General features: G+C 40.2%; 10 protein-coding genes and 1 tRNA gene. 10 read left to right on the forward strand and 1 reads right to left on the reverse strand.

Annotation, left to right across the window (positions count from 1 at the left end):
• The first annotated feature begins 349 nt into the window (after nt 1-349).
• The 7 genes from BUA88_RS00130 (at nt 350) to BUA88_RS00160 (ending at nt 8,361) form a co-directional block, all read left to right on the forward strand.
• Entirely contained in the window at nt 350-1,567 is a 1,218-nt protein-coding gene (locus BUA88_RS00130; protein ID WP_051194959.1) for an ROK family transcriptional regulator, read from the forward strand.
• 38 nt (nt 1,568-1,605) lie between these two features.
• Complete coding sequence (locus BUA88_RS00135; RefSeq protein WP_072910816.1) at nt 1,606-3,144, forward strand: ATP-binding cassette domain-containing protein; 1,539 nt, start codon at nt 1,606-1,608, stop codon at nt 3,142-3,144.
• 72 nt (nt 3,145-3,216) lie between these two features.
• Nucleotides 3,217-4,443 (forward strand): sugar ABC transporter permease, encoded by a 1,227-nt coding sequence (locus BUA88_RS00140; protein WP_072910819.1) that lies wholly within the window; start codon nt 3,217-3,219, stop codon nt 4,441-4,443.
• A 93-nt stretch (nt 4,444-4,536) separates the two neighbouring features.
• Nucleotides 4,537-5,679: a substrate-binding domain-containing protein gene (locus tag BUA88_RS00145; RefSeq protein ID WP_072910822.1), complete on the forward strand. Its 1,143-nt coding sequence runs from the start codon at nt 4,537-4,539 to the stop codon at nt 5,677-5,679.
• Between the two features lie 113 nt (nt 5,680-5,792).
• Complete coding sequence (locus BUA88_RS00150; RefSeq protein WP_072910825.1) at nt 5,793-6,593, forward strand: Cof-type HAD-IIB family hydrolase; 801 nt, start codon at nt 5,793-5,795, stop codon at nt 6,591-6,593.
• A gap of 32 nt (nt 6,594-6,625) precedes the next feature.
• Nucleotides 6,626-7,858: an AGE family epimerase/isomerase gene (locus BUA88_RS00155; RefSeq protein WP_072910829.1), complete on the forward strand. Its 1,233-nt coding sequence runs from the start codon at nt 6,626-6,628 to the stop codon at nt 7,856-7,858.
• Between the two features lie 32 nt (nt 7,859-7,890).
• Nucleotides 7,891-8,361 carry an NUDIX hydrolase gene (locus tag BUA88_RS00160; RefSeq protein ID WP_072910832.1) on the forward strand — a complete coding sequence of 157 codons (471 nt, stop codon included), beginning with the start codon at nt 7,891-7,893 and terminating at the stop codon, nt 8,359-8,361.
• Nucleotides 8,362-8,825: 464 nt separating this feature from the next.
• Here BUA88_RS00160 and BUA88_RS00165 read toward each other — a convergent pair.
• Nucleotides 8,826-8,897, reverse strand: a tRNA-Glu gene (locus BUA88_RS00165).
• 284 nt (nt 8,898-9,181) lie between these two features.
• Between BUA88_RS00165 and BUA88_RS00170 the strand changes: the two genes are divergently transcribed.
• The 3 genes from BUA88_RS00170 (at nt 9,182) to BUA88_RS00180 (ending at nt 18,559) form a co-directional block, all read left to right on the forward strand.
• Nucleotides 9,182-10,321 carry a glucose-1-phosphate adenylyltransferase gene (locus BUA88_RS00170; protein ID WP_072910835.1) on the forward strand — a complete coding sequence of 380 codons (1,140 nt, stop codon included), beginning with the start codon at nt 9,182-9,184 and terminating at the stop codon, nt 10,319-10,321.
• Nucleotides 10,322-10,324: 3 nt separating this feature from the next.
• The gene (gene glgD, locus BUA88_RS00175) at nt 10,325-11,443 is read left to right on the forward strand and encodes a glucose-1-phosphate adenylyltransferase subunit GlgD (protein ID WP_072910838.1); all 1,119 of its coding nucleotides are present in this window, start codon (nt 10,325-10,327) and stop codon (nt 11,441-11,443) included.
• 252 nt (nt 11,444-11,695) lie between these two features.
• Nucleotides 11,696-18,559: a family 43 glycosylhydrolase gene (locus tag BUA88_RS00180; RefSeq protein WP_072910841.1), complete on the forward strand. Its 6,864-nt coding sequence runs from the start codon at nt 11,696-11,698 to the stop codon at nt 18,557-18,559.
• Nucleotides 18,560-18,576 lie beyond the last annotated feature (17 nt).

Consider the following 18,576-nt stretch of genomic DNA (forward strand, 5'->3'; position numbering starts at 1 on the left):
AAAAAAATAGTTTTGTGTGAAAAAGTCAATAGCACAATTTTGCTATTCATATAGCAAAATAATACTAATTGAGCATTTTGTTGATTATCTTTGCTTAAGACGCTCAAATTATCATCAAATAAAACCTTTAAATTCCCTAAATGATGATTAGGTTGGCTGAAAATACTCACATAATGTCGCAAAATACCTGTAATTGTGTGTTTTTTACAAAATATTCCATGTTAAAATCACTAAGATTTACAAAAATCAAATAATTTCAGCAATTATATTGACCAGAGTACACTCATGAATTAATGTATTAACAACGTTAAGTAATTAACTCTTGAAATACAATTTCTGGAGAGAAGGTATGGATAAAATAAAAGAGGTAGCGGGGAACAATACAAACGATTTAGTGGAGATGAATCGTTCAGCTATTGTTAGAATACTCCAGCAGACTGATGGATGCTCGAGGGCAGATATAGCAAAAATGACAGGCCTAACACAAGCATCTGTCACAAAAATAGTTGCAGTTCTAATTGAAATGGGAATTGTTTCCGAGGTGGGCTTTGTCAGGGGAAATGGCAATCGTCGCTCTATCGGACTCAGATTAAATGCCGAAAAGAACCTGGTTATTGGGGTAAAGTTTTCAAGGCATGTTTTTTCAATCGGGGTTTTTGATATTTGTGGAAAAAATTACACGAAGCAGGAAACAGAATTTGGTTTAGATGAATTTGCAGAAGATGTTTTAGCTGAAATGAAAAAACAAATTCATGAACTGCTTAATAAATACAAAAACATTGTTGCAATTGGAATGGCAGTACCTGGGCCTTATTTAAGAAAAGAAGGTCGAATAGCCATGGTAACAAGGATGCCAAGCTGGCATGATGTAAATTTTATAGATGAGTTCCAAAACGAATTTGATAAGCCATTTTTTATCGAGCAGGATGCTAATGCGGGTGCACTTGCTGAATGGTGGTTTGGAAATCATGGAAGACCATTAAATTCACTTACCTACTTCCTTGTGGGAGAGGGAGTTGGTTCAGGGATAGTTGATCACGACAGATTGTTGCTTGGAAATTTAGGCATAGCAAGTGAGATAGGACACATCAGCATAGATGTAAATGGACCAGCTTGTGAGTGCGGAAACAGAGGCTGTTTGGAGCTGTATTGTTCAGCAACAGCCATGCTGAAAAAAGCAAAAAAGCTTCTTCCTGAAATCTTTCAGGAGGAAATCACAAATAGATGGGAAGCATGCAATAAAGTTTTTATTGCTGCAAAGGAGGGTAATGAGAAAGCCCTCGAATTGGTAGATGAGATAGCTGAGTACATAGGCTATGGATGCGTAACCTTAATTAATGGTTATGATCCAGAAATCATAGTAATTGGCGACAGCATTTCTCAGGGAGGAAATCTTTTGCTTCCAACAATAAACAGGATTGTGAAGGAGCGGATTTTACCAGAAATCAGCAGTAGGGTGCAGATAAAAATATCAGAGCTTACAATCGACCCTACACTTTACGGTGCAGCTGCGATAGCAACTGACAAAATGCTTAGGAAACCAAGCGAGTATCTAGTTAGAAAATAGAGCTTGTTTTAGGTAATAAAAGGGAGGAAGTATTAACTATGGAACGCAATTCTTATATCCTTCAGATGCAAGGGATTACGAAAGAATTTCCAGGTGTACGAGCGTTGGATGATGTAAATCTCAATGTTCACACAGGTTCCATTCACGCAATATGCGGTGAAAATGGAGCAGGAAAATCCACGCTGATGAAGGTTCTGTCAGGTGTTTACCCATATGGTACCTACGATGGGAAAATCATATATATGGGCCAGGAAATGAAATTCAAAAACATCAAAGAATCCGAGCATGCAGGTATTGCAATTATTCATCAGGAATTGACAATGATTCCTGAACTTTCAATCACTGAGAATATTTTCATGGGAAATGAGATTACTCACAAGGGATTGATAAATTGGGCAGAGGAGAGAGCAAGAACAAGCGAAATTCTCAAAAAAGTAGGACTTACAATTAACCCAGATACATTAATCAAGCATCTTGGCGTAGGTCAGCAGCAGCTTGTAGAAATTGCAAAGGCCTTATCAAAAAATGTAAAGCTTTTGATTTTGGATGAGCCAACATCAGCATTAAATGAAGCAGATTCAGCAAATCTTTTAGAGCTGATGAAGGGACTTAGAGATAAGGGAATCACCTGTATCATGATTTCCCACAAATTAAACGAAATTGCAGAGGTATCTGATGCAGTAACAGTTATCCGCGATGGACACACAGTGGAAAGCTACGATGTGGAGGCTGGTAAGGTTGATGAGGATCAAATCATTAAATCTATGGTTGGTCGTTCAATCGAAAACAGATATCCAGAGCATGAGCCAAAGATTGGCGATATTATTTTCGAGGTAAAAAACTGGTGCATTGAGGATCCAGAGGTTGCAGGCAGAATGGTTTGCAAGAACTCAAGCTTCAATGTAAGGGCTGGTGAAATCGTAGGATTTGCGGGCCTTATGGGTGCAGGCAGAACAGAGCTGATGCGTTCTATATTTGGTAAAAATTATGGAATCTACAGAGGTGGTTCTATAAAGATAAAGGGCCGTGAGGTGACCCTTAATTCAGTTGAGCAGGCAATCAAAAATGGTATTGCTTACGTTCCGGAGGATAGAAAAAACTTAGGTCTGAATCTGCTTGATTCAATCAGAAAAACAGTGGTTTCAGCTGACCTTGATAAGATAACAAAGGGTGGTCTTTTAAGTCCTGATATGGAGCAGTCAGCTGCCGAGGAATACAGAAAATCCCTCAAGATAAAAACATCAAGTATTGATGTTGGAGTTACAACTCTTTCAGGTGGAAATCAGCAAAAGGTAGTCCTTTCAAAATGGATGTTTACCGAGCCTGATATTTTGATTTTGGATGAGCCTACACGAGGCATTGATGTAGGCGCTAAATACGAGATTTACAAGCTGATTCATCAGCTGGCAGATCAGGGAAAGGCAGTAATTCTTGTTTCTTCAGAGCTTCCAGAGCTTCTTGGAATGGCAGATAGAATTTACACAATTTTCGAGGGCACAATCACTGGTGAGATGATGAGCTATGAAGCAAATCAGGAAAGCTTGATGAAGAAAATGACAATCACATCAAACTCTTAAAGCTTAGAATTATAACTCAGAAAAATCGAAAAAGTCATAGATGTTTGGTATTTTGAAAGGAAGGATAAATTTATGAAATATATAAAACAGGTATTGGGTGGGGATCTTCGCCAATACACAATGGTAGTTGCGTTAGGCTTATTGATACTTATTTTTAATGTTATTTCAGATGGAAGAATGCTTACTTCATCAAACTTCCAGAATCTTTTATCTGGAAATGCTTATGTCCTTGTGCTTGCACTTGGAATGCTTATGGTAATCGTAATTGGGCAGATTGATTTGTCTGTTGGTTCTGTGGCGGGCTTCGCCGGAATGGTAATGGCACTGGTGGCTAAAAACTACAATGTACCTTGGTGGGTAGCGGTTCTTATTGCTCTTGCTATTGGTATTTTAGCTGGTGCTTGGCATGGTTTCTTCCTGTCACAGCTTGGAATACCAGGCTTCATCACAACACTTGGTGGCATGATGATTTTCCGTGGTGGTGTAATTTGGATTTCTCGTTCAATCTCAGTTCCAGCTCCAGAAGAGCTTAAGTGGTTCGGCGCTGGATACTTACCTGAATGGGGTCCTTCATTTACAGGAATGAACAATTCTACACTCGTTCTTGGACTTATTGGAATTGTATGTTTCGCAGTTGGCCAGATTCGTAAATACAACCGCTCAAAGAACTCCCCGGTTGGTGTAACCCCACTTTGGGCTGTAGTAACAAGAATCGCACTTATGACTGTGCTTATCGGATATTTTACATACCTTTTTGGTTCAGGACGAGTTGGAACATCATTCCCAGTACCAGGCCTTATACTTTTGCTTTTAACAATTATCTACCACATCATTACACAGCGCACAAAGTTTGGTCGCCACGTATATGCTGTTGGTGGTAACAAGGCTGCAGCAGCTTTATCTGGTGTAAATGTAAAGAGAACTTATTTCCTTACAATGATGAACATGTCATTCCTTGCTGCAGTTGCAGGTATCCTTTTCGTAGGACGTTCAACAGCAGCTGGCCCTGCAGATGGTACTTCATGGGAGATGGATGCTATTGCATCAGTATTCATCGGTGGTGCAGCAGTATCAGGTGGTGTTGGTACAATCCTTGCTACTATCGTCGGTGGTATGGTTATGGCAGTTCTTAACAATGGACTGATGCTTATGGGTGTTGGTGCTGATAAGACTCAGGTTATCAAGGGCTTTGTACTTCTTGCAGCAGTAGCATTTGATGTTTACAACAAGAAGACAGGCAAGGCATCAATCATTGGAAGATTATTTGGTGGAAATGAAGCTAAGAAAACCACAAAATAAAAGGTTTATAAATGAAGGCATGGCTGTGGAAAACACGGGCCTTAAATAAAACAAAGGTGCACAATAGTGCATTAAAGAAGGAGGATGTATTTAATGAAAAAAAGAACACTTTTATCTATGGCAATGGTAGCAACAATGGCACTTGCTACATTCACCGGATGTGGGGGAAGTAGAGAGGGGGCTGCTACAACAGATACAGCTGCCGAGACTACAGAAGAGGCAGAGACAACAGAGGCTCCAGCAGAGGAGTCATTCCCAGGCTTTGAGGATGGGGCAACAATTGGTGTTTCTCTTCCATGGCTTGGAACTCAGAACTGGAAAGAGGCTGAGGAAATGTTTACAGCACAGCTTGAAGAGGCAGGCTACAAGCCAATCGTTCAGGCAGCAGACCAGAAGGTTACTCAGCAACAACAGCAGATTGAGTCTATGATTGAGAACGGTGCAAAGGTTATCGTTGTAGGACCTGTTGATGGTTCACAGCTTGGTGCTGTGCTTGAGCAGGCTAAGGAAGCTGGTGTATACGTAATTGGTTACGACCGTCTTCTTGAGAACACATCAGGTGTTGATGGAGTAGTTCAGTTCGGTTCTGTTAAGACAGGTGAGCTTCAGGCGCAGGCTCTTTTACAGGGTCTTGAGGAGAAGAAGGGCGAGGCTCCATACAACATCGAGCTTTTCGGTGGTGGTCCTGCTGATCCTAACGCTCCAAACTTCTTCACAGGTGCTATGTCAGTATTACAGCCAAAGATTGATGACGGAACACTTGTAGTTGTATCTGGTCAGACAGATTTCACACAGTGCGCTACAGTTGATTGGGACAATGCTAAGGCACAGTCAAGAATGGATTCACTTCTTGCAGGTAACTACTCAGACAAGGAAATCGACGGTGTTCTTTCACCTAACGATGGTATCGCTCGTGCAATTATCACATCATGCGAGAACGCTGGACAGGAAATTCCTGTAGTATCAGGTCTTGATGCTGAGAATGAGTCAGTTGAGTGGGTATGGTCAGGACGTCAGTATTCTACTGTTGCAAAGCCAACAAATGATCTTGTAGCAAAGACAATCGAAATCATCGACTCTCTTAAGGCTGGCAATGGTATGCCTGCAACAGATGTAGAAGTAGACAATGGTGTTAAGAATGTTCGTATTTACGAATTACCACCTGTAGTTGTTACAAAAGACAACGCAAAGGAAGTATTTGCTAACGACCCTTCAAGATTAGAGCTTTTGAAATAATATTTTTAGGTTATAATTTAGGGGCAGGATTTTTATAGTCCTGCCCCTTTTATGATTTTGGGGCAGGAAAGACTTCCTGTAGAACTATTAAGTTACTAGATAAGGGAGACAGCATGAATTACAAAATAGTTTTTAGTGACATCGATGGAACGCTTTTAAACAGCAATCATAGAATGTCAGAAAATACCGAAAATGCCATTAAAAATTTGAAGCGTCAGGGCATTCCATTTGTCATAGTGACAGCCAGAGGACCATCTGGAGTTTATCCTATTTTTCGAAGATATAATTTTGTAGCTCCTATCATATGCTACAGTGGTGCATTGATTTTGGGAGAGGATGGAGAAATTATTTTTTCGAAAGGTATCAGCAAGTCTACAGTTTCAAGCCTGATAAGGGTAATAACGGAAGAAGGCTGGGATTGCACCTGGAATGTATATACCATGGACGATTGGATTGTAAATGACAAATCCGATGAGAGAGTCATCAAAGAGGAAAATATCGTTGAGGTTCAGTCCACTAAGGGTAGTGTTGACGATATTCCTAATGGCATGGAAATTGGCAAATTCCTTTGTATGTGCAACCCTGACGAAATAGATGAAATTGAAGCAGTTCTTAAGAAAAAATATCCTTCCCTTTCTATTGTTAAGTCATCTGATATCCTCCTTGAGGTGATGGAAAAGGGAGTAAACAAGGGAATTGCAGTAGAAATGTTTTGCGAAAAATTAAATATAAATAAAATTGATGCAGTTGCCTTCGGAGACCATTATAATGATATTGAGATGTTAAAAACTGTTGGTGCACCATTTTTGATGGAGAATGCTCCAGAGGATATGAAAGCCGATTTTAACATCACTTCGAGCAACGACGAAGAAGGGGTTTTTCAAGCATTAAAAAAGATAGGGTTACTAGATTAATTCAGCATCAGTGGATAAGGGGGATATCTACTATGGGAAAATACCAACTTGATACACCTGAAAACAAAGCCTTTGTCAGAGAGATGAGAAACAGTCTGCTGTCCTTTGGACATCAGTTTCCATCCCCTGGTGGAGGCTCTTATTATTTAGGAGATGATGGCACTCCTTGGAAGGACAGACCACGTGAGACCTGGATAACAAGCCGTATGGCCCATGTGTATTCTCTTGGAGTGATGCTGGGGCATGAAGGCAGTGAGGCATTGGCTGATGCTGCATTGAAAGGTTTGTTTGGCGAGCTTTATGATGAGGATCACGGCGGATGGTATGCTGGGATTACATCAGATGGAGATTATTTGCCAAACAAGCAGTGTTACGCCCATGCCTTTGTAATATTGGCTGCTACTTCTGCCTATCTTGCAAAGCGTCCAAATTCAAAGGAATTGCTCAAATCGGCTATCGCAGCTTATGATGCACATTTCTGGGAAGGTGAGCGAGGTCTTTCAGTTGACACCTGGAACACTGAGTTTACAAAGCTTGACGAATACCGTGGTATGAATGCAAACATGCACTCCGTGGAAGCATTTCTTGCAGTGGCAGATGCGCTGGAGGATGAAAACTATCGAATCCGCGCTGGAAGAATTATAAATTTTGTAATCGGATGGGCTAGCGACAATGAGTACAGAATTCCTGAGCATTTTACAAGTGACTGGATACCTGATTTAGAGTGCAATAAGGATAAGCCTGATGATTGCTTCAAACCATATGGTGCTACACCAGGCCATGGCATAGAGTGGGCTAGGCTTATAGTACAGTGGGCTATTTCTACCTATGGCATTAACAATGAAAATGTGTCAGATTATATAAAGATAGCTGAAAAACTATACAATCGCGCCATAGAAGATGGCTGGAACGTGGACGGTGCACCGGGTATTTGCTACACTACTGGATGGGATGGCAAGCCAATCGTCCATGACAGAATGCATTGGACACTTGCTGAGGCAATTAATACTTCTGCAGTTTTGTTCAGAGTGACAGGCAATGAAAAGTATAAGGAAGACTACGCTGCATTTATGGAATATCTAGATAAGTATGTTTTTGACCATGAGACTGGTTCCTGGTTCCATCAGCTGGACCAGAACAACAAACTTCTGGACACAGTCTGGCCGGGCAAATGTGATATTTATCATGCCCTACAAGCTACAATGATTCCATATAATGAGATGGTAGGTGTTTCAATTGCAGCAGCTTTAAGCAGGACTAGATAATACTTACTAGAAAAAATAATAGGAGACATAAAATGGATTACATAGGAAAACTTCGTAAATACGTAGGACATGATTTGCTTATAGGAGTAGGCTGTGGTGTCTTAATAGAAAATGATAAGGGACAGGTGCTTCTTCAGAAGAGAAGTGATACTGGAGAATGGTGTGTGCCAGGAGGCGCATTAGATGCATATGAGACTTACGAGCAGGCAGCAAAAAGAGAGCTGTTTGAAGAAGTAGGAATTCATGTGGATAACCTTAGATTATTTGGACTGTATTCTGGAGAAGACAGAATAATAACATATCCAAATAAGGATGTGGTTTATTCGTTATCGGTTATCTTTATTACTGATACTTATACAGGAACCATTTCTGATGAGGATTCTGAGGTGTTGGAACATCGCTTTTTCAACCGCGAGGATATTCCAGTGGATAATCTCTTTACCCCTGATGCCCGCCCAATTCTTGATTGGAAGAATGGAAAGATGGAATTGACTGTAGATTAAAAAGATAGGTTTTAAGCAGAGGTTTAGTCTATGGCAAATCCCATTACATTTACTACCTGAGACCTACTAATTTGATAAGGTAGTAATTTTTTTTAGATATTCTACTACCTATATACAAGAAATGAACACAGGTAGTAACTTTTTACTACCTCAGGAAAAATTATCAAAATAGGCAGTAGTTTATAAATCAAAAACTACTACCTCTATAAGCAAAATCTTTTCAGGTAGTAAAACTCCCATTTTCATCCCTGCTTGATTACCACATATCAGCCAAAAGTCGAGATGTCAATGCCGCATAGCGCCGAAGGAAAGCATTGACTTTGAGACTGAGCTGATATGCTGTATCAAGCAGTGTGAAAATAAAAAGAGGTTTAGCCATAGACTAAACCTCTGGGTTACCCATATCTTTACTTAATTATCTATAAACACAAAAAGAGCATCGCATTTGCGATGCTCTTTTTTAGCAGTTCCTAGCGGAATCGAACCGCTGTTTTCGCCGTGAGAGGGCGACGTCTTAACCGCTTGACCAAGGAACCATATTTATTGTCGTTAGGTGTTTGCCTCAGCGACAAAACATATATTACTATGGTTTTATTCATTCGTCAATAGAAAAATTACTATTTTTTTATATTCAGAATAATTTGAAAAGTATGACAATACTCAGCAATATCATACCATAAAAAGCCAAATCAAATAGCGCTAAATTTATCTGTAAATTTTCACAACAAATATATTATTTTCGTTGCGACATTTGTGCAAAACTATTAGAATTTTAATTAAGAGAATGTAATGTTATTATTTGTCGAGGGAGGAATAATATATGGCTCAGACCAGTATGCTAGCTATGATTTTAGCTGGTGGCCGAGGCAGTCGTCTACATGACTTGACCAACAAGGTGGCTAAACCAGCAGTTTCTTATGGCGGTAAATACCGCATCATTGATTTCCCACTTAGTAATTGCGCCAATTCAGGCGTAGATATTGTAGGTGTTTTGACACAGTACGAGTCTGTTCTTTTGAACAGCTATGTTGCCGCTGGAGGTAGATGGGGACTTGATACAAAGGACAGTGGCGTTTTTGTTTTGACACCTCGTGAGAAGGCTGATTCAGGACTTGATGTATATCGAGGCACAGCAGATGCTATTTCTCAAAATATTGATTTTGTAGATGCCTATGATCCAGAGTATATTCTGATACTATCTGGGGATCACATTTACAAAATGAATTATGACAAAATGCTTACCTATCATAAGGAGCAGGGAGCAGATGCTACAATTGCTGTTCGTGGAGTGCCAATGAAGGAGGCAAGCAGATTCGGTATTATGAATACTGATGGCAATGGTCGTATCATCGAGTTTGAAGAAAAACCTGCAAAGCCAAAGAGTAATTTGGCTTCAATGGGTATCTATATTTTTACATGGAAGACACTACGTAAGCTCCTTGTAGAGGATATGAAGAATCCAAATTCTGACCATGATTTTGGTAAGGACATCATTCCTGTTATGCTGAATGACGGAAAGAAGCTTTGTGCTTACGAGTTCTCGGGCTATTGGAAAGATGTTGGAACTATTGATTCTCTCTGGGAAGCTAATATGGATCTTCTCGATAGCGATAATGAGCTGGATTTGGATGATACATCTTGGAAGATTTATACAGAGGACAGTGGTATTACACCACAGTACATTGCATCGACTGCCAAGATTGATGAAGCATACATAAATCAGGGTGCTGCAGTAGGTGGAACCGTCCAGCGTTCAGTTATTTTCACAAACTGTAAAATTGCTCCGGGGGCAAAAGTTATCGATTCTGTTTTGATGCCTGGTGCAATTGTAGAAGAGGGGGCAGTAGTAACACGAGCTCTTGTTGCAGAGAATGTACGCATCGGAAAGAATGCAAAGGTAGGAGAAAAGAAGAGTGAAGAAATCCTTCTTGTTGCAAAAAATGTAAAGGGGGAGGACTAAACTATGGCAAATAAAGCATTTGGTGTAATAAATTCAGCACCTAACTATATCAGAGTTGAAGGTCTTCATGATTATCGTCCAATCGGAGCCTTCACATTTATCGGAAGATTTCGTGTAATCGATTTCCCACTTTCTAACATGAGTAACAGTGGTATAAATCGTATACACGTATATTTGAACAGTAGACCACGTTCCCTTGTTGAACACATTGGTTCAGGTCGTCACTATAATATCAATTCAAAACGTGGTAATTTGCAGCTTCTTTTTACACAGCAGAATGGTGCAAATTCAATTTATAATACTGATATTACTGCATACATGGAAAACTTAGAGCAGCTTGAGCGTATGCCTCAGGACTATGTAATCGTAGCCCCTAGCTACATGGTGTATAAGCAGGATTTCCAAAAGCTTTTAGATGACCATGTGGAAGCAGGTAATGATATCACACTCCTTTATCACAAGGTTGATCAGGCTAAGGAATACTATAGAGCATGTAATGTTGTGGAGCTGAATAAGCAGAAGGGTGTTCAGAGTCTCACAAGAAATATGGGCACCGCAAAGGATAAGAACATCAGCATGGACACATATGTAATGTCCAAGGATTTGTTTATTGCTTTGATTAAGAAGGCAAAAAGAGAATCAAGTGCTTATTCATTTGCAGATATTATTGCCTTAAGCTGCGACACCCTTGATATCAGAGGCTATCAGCACAAAGGATATTTTGCAGCAATCACCAGTCTTGATGACTTCTATAGGGCAAACATGGAACTTTTGGATTATGGTACAGCGATGGATTTCTTCAAGCAGGATTGGCCATTCTACACACATACTACAGATGCCTGTCCAACACACTATTATCCAGGTGCTAAGGTCGTAAATTCGCTGGTGTGCAATGCTGCTACAATAGAAGGCACAGTTGAGAATTCTATTATCGGACGTCATGTACATATCGGAAAGGGTGCAATAATAAAGAATTCCATTATCCTTTCATATTCTGATATCAGTGATGGAACCTATATCGAAAATGCGGTAATTGATAAATGGGTTAAGGTTAAGAACGTGAAGAAGATTGTATCTGAATCCGTAACACCTGCATATATAAAAAGAAATGATGTGCTGTAAAGGTAACTAGTTTAAATAAAATAAAAATATTTTAGATTTATAGGTAGAAAATTTTTAGGTAGATTATCTAAAAATTTTCTACCTTTTTTTAATCAAGGCTAAATTTTTACGAAAGCTGTGACGAAACTGTGAAAGAAATTCTATTTACCCTAATCAATCTCTCGCATAAAATTTTTAGTGTACCAACTAGTGTCGCTACTTGGGGCGTAGCTGCATTAGCATAACCACTCTAATCAAATTGGGGGAATAAGAATGAAGCATGGAGAAAACATGAAACGTCTCCTGGCAGTTTCTCTTGCACTAGCAATGGCCTGGTCAGGCATAATACCTGGCTCAGGTCTTAATTTGGTTCAGGCAACTGAGACTGATGAGACAACAGTAGAAGAAAATTCTTCTACAGCTGATTCTTCAGATTCAACAGAGGAGGAAACTTCTGAGGAGAAGGAAGAGGTTTCTGAAGATGAGGAATATACAGATTCCGTTGAAGATGCTGAAGAAGAAATTTCCGAAGAAGCTTCTTTGGAAGAGGAAGCTTTAGAGGCTGACAGTAATTTACTTAAAGCTGAAAAAGACCTTGAAGAGGAAGATGAGGAAGAAGAGCAGAGCTTAGAGCTCTTGGCTGATTTCAATTTCGAAGACCTTGAAAATGGCGATGATATTACTGGGGCTGAGGCCATTGCAAAAGGTTCTTACGATGTTGTAAAGAGTTATGGCAATGCAGGCTCAGCAATTGAGCTTAATGGAAGCAATCAGTTCCTTTCAGTTACAAAGAAGGATGGAAGCAGTCTTCTAGCAGGACTTGATGAGGTTTCCATTGTAGCAGATGTTTATTTCGAAAGAACAAACACAGACTGGCTGTATTTTGCAGCAAATGATACTTCAGCAAGAAGTGAAAGCAATTTACACTACATTGGTGGATTCCAGAATGGTTCGAAGCTCAATGTAGAAAGATTTGATGAAGGCAGAGCTGGTAATTTTGCACCTTCACTTTCAACAAATAGTTGGTATCACGTAGAAATCGTATATGGCAAAGATGAAACAGTTGCTTATATCAATGGTGAAGTGGCTGGAAGTGCTGCATCAGACGATGCACTTACAAGCATTCTTGGAAGCTCACCTATTTTCAATATTGGTAAAGCAAACTGGGGAAGCGGTGAGTACTGCAAGGCTAAGCTTGATAATTATCAGGTATACGCAGGTGCGCTCACAGAAGAGCAGGTAGCAGATTTATATAAGAACTATATAAATCGCAAGGCTGGCAAGGTAGCAGAAACAGAGTTTTCTTTAAACTTAGGTTATGTTACAGATGATATTGATCTACCTGGAGAATATAAGGAGAAAAAAATTACCTGGTCCACAAGCAATGATGAGGTAATTACTGCTGATGGTAAAGTTACACGTTCTTCAAAGAACAAAGAGATAACACTCACAGCTAAATATAATGATGGTGAAAATGATGTCGAGAAGGAATTCCGACTTATTGTATTAAAAGAAGGAAAGGACCTTGCTACATATGTTAGCAACAGTCCAGCCACAGGTCAGGATGGTGGTATGAAGATTGCCGCAGAAGAAAACGGAAGCTTCAAGGCACTTCACAAGAACCAGCCAATCCTATACACAGCAGTGGGAAATAAAACATATTCCGCACCAACTGTAATGCGTAGTGCTGATGGCGAGAGCTTCTATCTGGTAGCCGCTGATGGAAAAGGTAGCCAGATTATCACATATACATCTGAAGACTTGATTACATACGACAATGAGACAGCTGTTGATACTGGTGATGTTTCAGATGTAAGAAAGATTCAGGCTGTATATGATCTTACAGATGAGAGATATGAGATTTATCTCGGAACTGCTGATGGTACATACTTCATTCATTCAAAGGACATGAAGGAGTTCAGCAGACCTGTAAGAATTGATTATACAATCAAGGATATGACCGGTGCCCCTTCTGATGCTGTTAGTGCTTCAGAAATCGGTCTTACAAATGAAGAGTATAAAAAGATAGTAGAGAAATTTACAAATCCATACAACACATCTCTTAGTGAGCTTCCAAAGGATGAAATCAAAGTTGATGCCCTTACATCTCAGGAAGAGTTTAGAGAGATTCTCGAGAAGTACATCAAGAAGAACACAGTTAAGGCTGAGTATTCTGATGGAACAAAGCACACATACTCACTGAGATTTACAGAGGATAGTATCGACAATGTAGATTTAGAGCTTCCTGGAACATACACACTCGACGGTATTGTTGGTGGTTCAGGAAACTTTACAGATGCAACAGATCCTCTCATTCCAGAAAGAGCAGATCCATATGTAGTTTATAACGAGGATGATGGATATTACTATTTCACAGCTTCTTACCCAATGGTTGGAAGTGGTGACAAGGATGGATATGACAGAATCATCTTAAGACGCGCTAAGACAATCGAAGGATTAGCAACAGCTGAAGAGGTGAGCGTTTGGGATGAGAATACCAGCAAAGAGCTTGGCAGATTTATCTGGGCCCCAGAGATGCACAAGATAGGAAATAGCTGGTATTTAGTTGCAACAGCAGGGGTTAATTCTGGCAGTGGCACAACCTTTAACATCCGTCCATTCATGATTAAGTTCGAGGGCAATCCAAAGAAGGAGAGCATGCTTGATGCAGACAAGTGGGGAGAGCCAGAGCTTGTTAAGCCAGTTGATGGTGACAATATCTTAAATGGTATGTCACTTGATATGACTTATTTTAATGCAGGTGGAAAGCATTATCTTATCTGGGCTGATGAGACAAAGAATCTTAAGAACCCTGATGGATTAAGCTATTTATTTATCGCAACTATTGACCCAGAGAATCCTACAAAGCTTACCAGTGAGGCAAAGCTTCTTACAAAGCCAGAGTTCAACTGGGAATTAGTAAGATACAAGGTTAATGAGGGACCAGGTGTGTTCCATAAAGATGGCAAGGTTTACATGACCTTCTCCGCATCAGGAACAGGTTCTGAGTATTGCGTAGGTCTTATGTACGCTGATGAGAAGGCTGATTTAACAGATATCAGCAACTGGACAAAGCTTCCATATCCAATTCTCACTAGCTCAGATTTTGATGATGAGGTTTCTGGTCCAGGTCACAACTCATTTACTTATGACGAAAATGGAAATCTTGTAATTGTTTACCACGCAAGAGAGTCAAAGAGTCACGCTACTCACTCAGGTGATCCACTTTATGATCCATGCAGAAATGCATACGTAAAGACGGTATTGTTTGATGAGGATGGACTACCAATCTTTAACCTAAGTGATGAAGATTTTATCAATGGTGGTGATACCTTCAAGGTGAATGTAGTTGTTGAAGGTGAGGAGATTAAGGAAGAGCCTATCTTAGAGTACAACTTCAATGATGCACTTAATAAGGGCGTTGTTAAGGATGCTTCAGGTAACGGAAATGACGGAAAGGCATACAAATGCGAGTACGTTTCAGATGATGACTATGGCAAGGTGCTTTACCTTAGCGGTGATGATTCTGTAGGCGGAAGCAACTCTTACCTTGAATTCCCTAAGGGCTTCTTTGATAACAGAAACAAGATGACAATTTCCTTTGATGTGAAGGAAGTAACAAGAACAGGAAACTACTTCACATTTACATTCGGACAGGACAACAGCAAGTACTTATTCTACAAGGCAATGCCTACAGCAGAAAAGCTTGCTATTACTAAAAACGGTGGTGGTGAAGAGCAGAAGGTGGAGGATTCAGCTAAGTATCCAAACACTGCAAGCACATGGATTAACATCACAATCGTTGTTGATGGTTCTAAGATGTCTCTTTATAGAGATGGAAAGCTTATCGGAGTTAACAAGAAAACTGGAATGAAGGTTTCTGATTTGGGAGAGGATTTACTTGGATATCTTGGTAAGTCATTCTACTCAGCAGATGATTATTTCAGAGGTTATTTCGATAATGTAAAGGTATATAACAAGGCATACAAGAAGGATGATGTTGCAAGACTTTACGTAGCAGGAAAGACTGCCCGCCTTGAGGAAATTGGGGATGTTAATTATGTAGCAAACAACTATGTAATCCCTAATATGAACAAGATTAAAGGCAACATTTCACTTCCTTCAGAAGTAAATGGAGTAAAGATTTCATGGTCATCATCTGATGAAGATGTAATCAGTACAAAGTCTGTTAAGAATACAGGCTATGATGCTACTCCAGCAGGTGTTGTTACACGTCAGGAAAATGATACAAATGTAACACTTACAGCTACATTCTCTAAGGGAGATGAAAAGGTTACTAAGACATATGACTGCAAGGTAATCAAGGCTCCAAAGGCTGTTGATGACTATGTTGGTTACTTATTCGTTCACTTCACCGGTACAGAAGGTACAGCAAGTGACGAGCAGGTATATTTCTCAGTTTCAAAAGATGGATTTAACTGGGAAGACCTTAACAATAATAACCCAATCATCACAAGCACAATCGGTGAAAGTGGTCTTCGAGATATGTATATCGCAAGAACACCTGAGGGCGACAAGTTCTACATGATTTCTACTGACCTTAGCATTTATCACAATAAGGCAAATGCTTGGCCAGCTGCTGGTAGCAATGGAAGTCACAGCATCGTAGTTTGGGAATCAAGTGATTTGGTTCACTGGTCTAAGCCATGGCTTGCAGAAATTGCACCTGAGAACGCAGGCTGCACATGGGCACCAGAGTTTGTTTACGATGATGTAACAGGCGAGTATGTTGTTTACTGGTCAGCTACAAGACTTGAGGTAGATGAGAACGAGAAGATTACTCAGGATTATGAGAATCATGCAATCTACTATGCAAAGACACGTGACTTCGTTCACTTTACTGAGCCTAAGCTTTATCACGAGGGCGGTCGAAATAGCGATGGCGTAATCATCAAGGTTATCGATTCAACAATGATTAAGGGTAACGATGGTAAATATTATCGTTACACAAAGAACGAATCTAACGGTTCCATCAAGATTGATGTGGCAGACAGAGTTCTTGGAAACTTTAAGGATATTGATTCTAAGTTCTTAGACAAGTCACTTCCTGGAAAGGTTGGAGCTGTAGAGGGACCAATCATCTTCAAGCTCAATGAAAAGAATGAGGATGGTGAGGATCAGTGGTGCTTACTCATCGATAGATTCGCAAGAGGTCAGGGCTACTACCCAGTAGTTACAACTGATTTGTCATCAGGTGATTTTGAATTTGTTGATGATGACAAGCTTGGTTCATACAACAAGATTAAGTATCGTCACGGTTATGTAATGCCAATCACAGCTGATGAGTATTCAGCTCTTACAGGCTCTGATTGGAATGATTTCGATGATGAGGCAGAGGAGATTGTTCTTGAAAAGAGCAAGTCAGGAAATCCAATGCTTGGATTTGATGAGAATGGTGACATCCTTTACGGTGGTGACCCTTCAATCTTAGTTGATGGTGATACCGTATATGCGTATGTTGGTCACGATACATCTTCTAACGAAAGCTATGTGATGCCAGACTGGAGATGCTACTCATCTAAGGATATGAAGAATTGGAAATACGAGGGCGAGTTCCTCAACGATTCTGATATTTCTTGGGTTCAGGATAAGAATAGTGCCTGGGCTGGACAGGTAGTTAAGTATGGAGATAAGTATTATTTCTACTATTGCTCTGAAGCAAAGGGAAGCTACGGTGGTGGAAAGTGCATCGGTGTTGCTGTTTCAGATTCTCCTACAGGTGGATTTGTGGATATCGGAAAGCCACTTGTAAAGAATGTTGATACCTATGACGGCGTCAGCACTTGGGAAGACATCGACCCAACCTTCTGGATTGAGAAGGATGAAGATGGCAATGAACACCGCATCCTTGGATGGGGAAATGTTCGTTTCTTCAATTGCGAGCTTAACGAGGATATGATTTCTATAGTTGATAAGGATGGAAACGAGGATAAGCTTTCAGTGGAGAAGGCATCTGACAAGAAGAACGCTGATATCAAAGTTGGCGTAATTAAGGGAATGCCAAGTGGACATCAGTTTACAGAGGCACCTTATTACTACAAGCACAAGCTTGCAAATGGCAAGGACAGATACTACATGTTCTTCGCTTATGACTGGAGAGAGCAGATGGCCTATGCATATTGCGACAGCTTGGAGGACTTCCTCAATAATGAGTGGACCTTCGGTGATGTTGTAATGGAGCCAAGTGCTACCGCAAATACGAATCACATGGCAGTATTTGATTTCAAGGGTCATACATATTTCGTATACCACGATGGAAGTCTTCCACACGGAAGTGGCTTCAGAAGAGTAGCTTGCTGTGAGGAGTTCAAGGTTAACTCTGATGGAACAATTCCATACATAAAGAAGACAGCAGTTGGTCTTACAGGAACAGTAAGCAAGATTTATGACTTGGCAAAGAATAACATCTATGTTAAGGAGTTTGAGAATACTCTTGATGATGCAGATTATCCAATGACAGGCAAGGCTGTTGGATGTGATTTCGTATACGATGGCGAAAATGCTGAGTGGGAAATCAACCCAGGTAAGCTTAATAAGAACAATGATGCTTTAGTATCAATCGAGTCTAACTACAAGCCAGGTATGTACTTGAGCGTTGGAAAGGCTGATAAGAATGGTAACTACAGTGTGGTTCTTTCACAGGATGTCAATGGCTCAAAGGATGAAGCAAAGGCTATGACATTTAGAACTATCAAGGGTCTTGCTGGAGATGGAGTTACATTCGAAAGTGCACTTCATCACGGATATTATCTTGCATCGGTTAATGGCAAGCTTATCCTTACAGAGGAGCCAGAGGCTGATGAAGCTACATTCTTTACAGAGAAGGTTGCTGAAGGAACAGTTAAGGCAGCTGAGGTTGTCAAGACTTCAAAGGTACAGAAGTCCGTAAGAATGTACGTGGTTGGTGAGGAAGTTAAGACTGATGATATTAGAGTCAGAGCAACTCTTGAAAATGGCAAGAGAGTAACCATAAATGAAGGCCTTAAGATTTCTGTTCCTGAGGACATTACAGCTGAGACAGGAAAGAAGACTATTACAGTTTCATATGAGTTCTGCGGAACTGAGTATGAGGCAGAGGTTGTTATCAATGTTGTTGATAAAGCATACAGGAAGTAGAAGCAAGGAGAATGATG

This window comes from Pseudobutyrivibrio xylanivorans DSM 14809, assembly GCF_900141825.1.
Classification (GTDB): domain Bacteria; phylum Bacillota; class Clostridia; order Lachnospirales; family Lachnospiraceae; genus Pseudobutyrivibrio; species Pseudobutyrivibrio xylanivorans.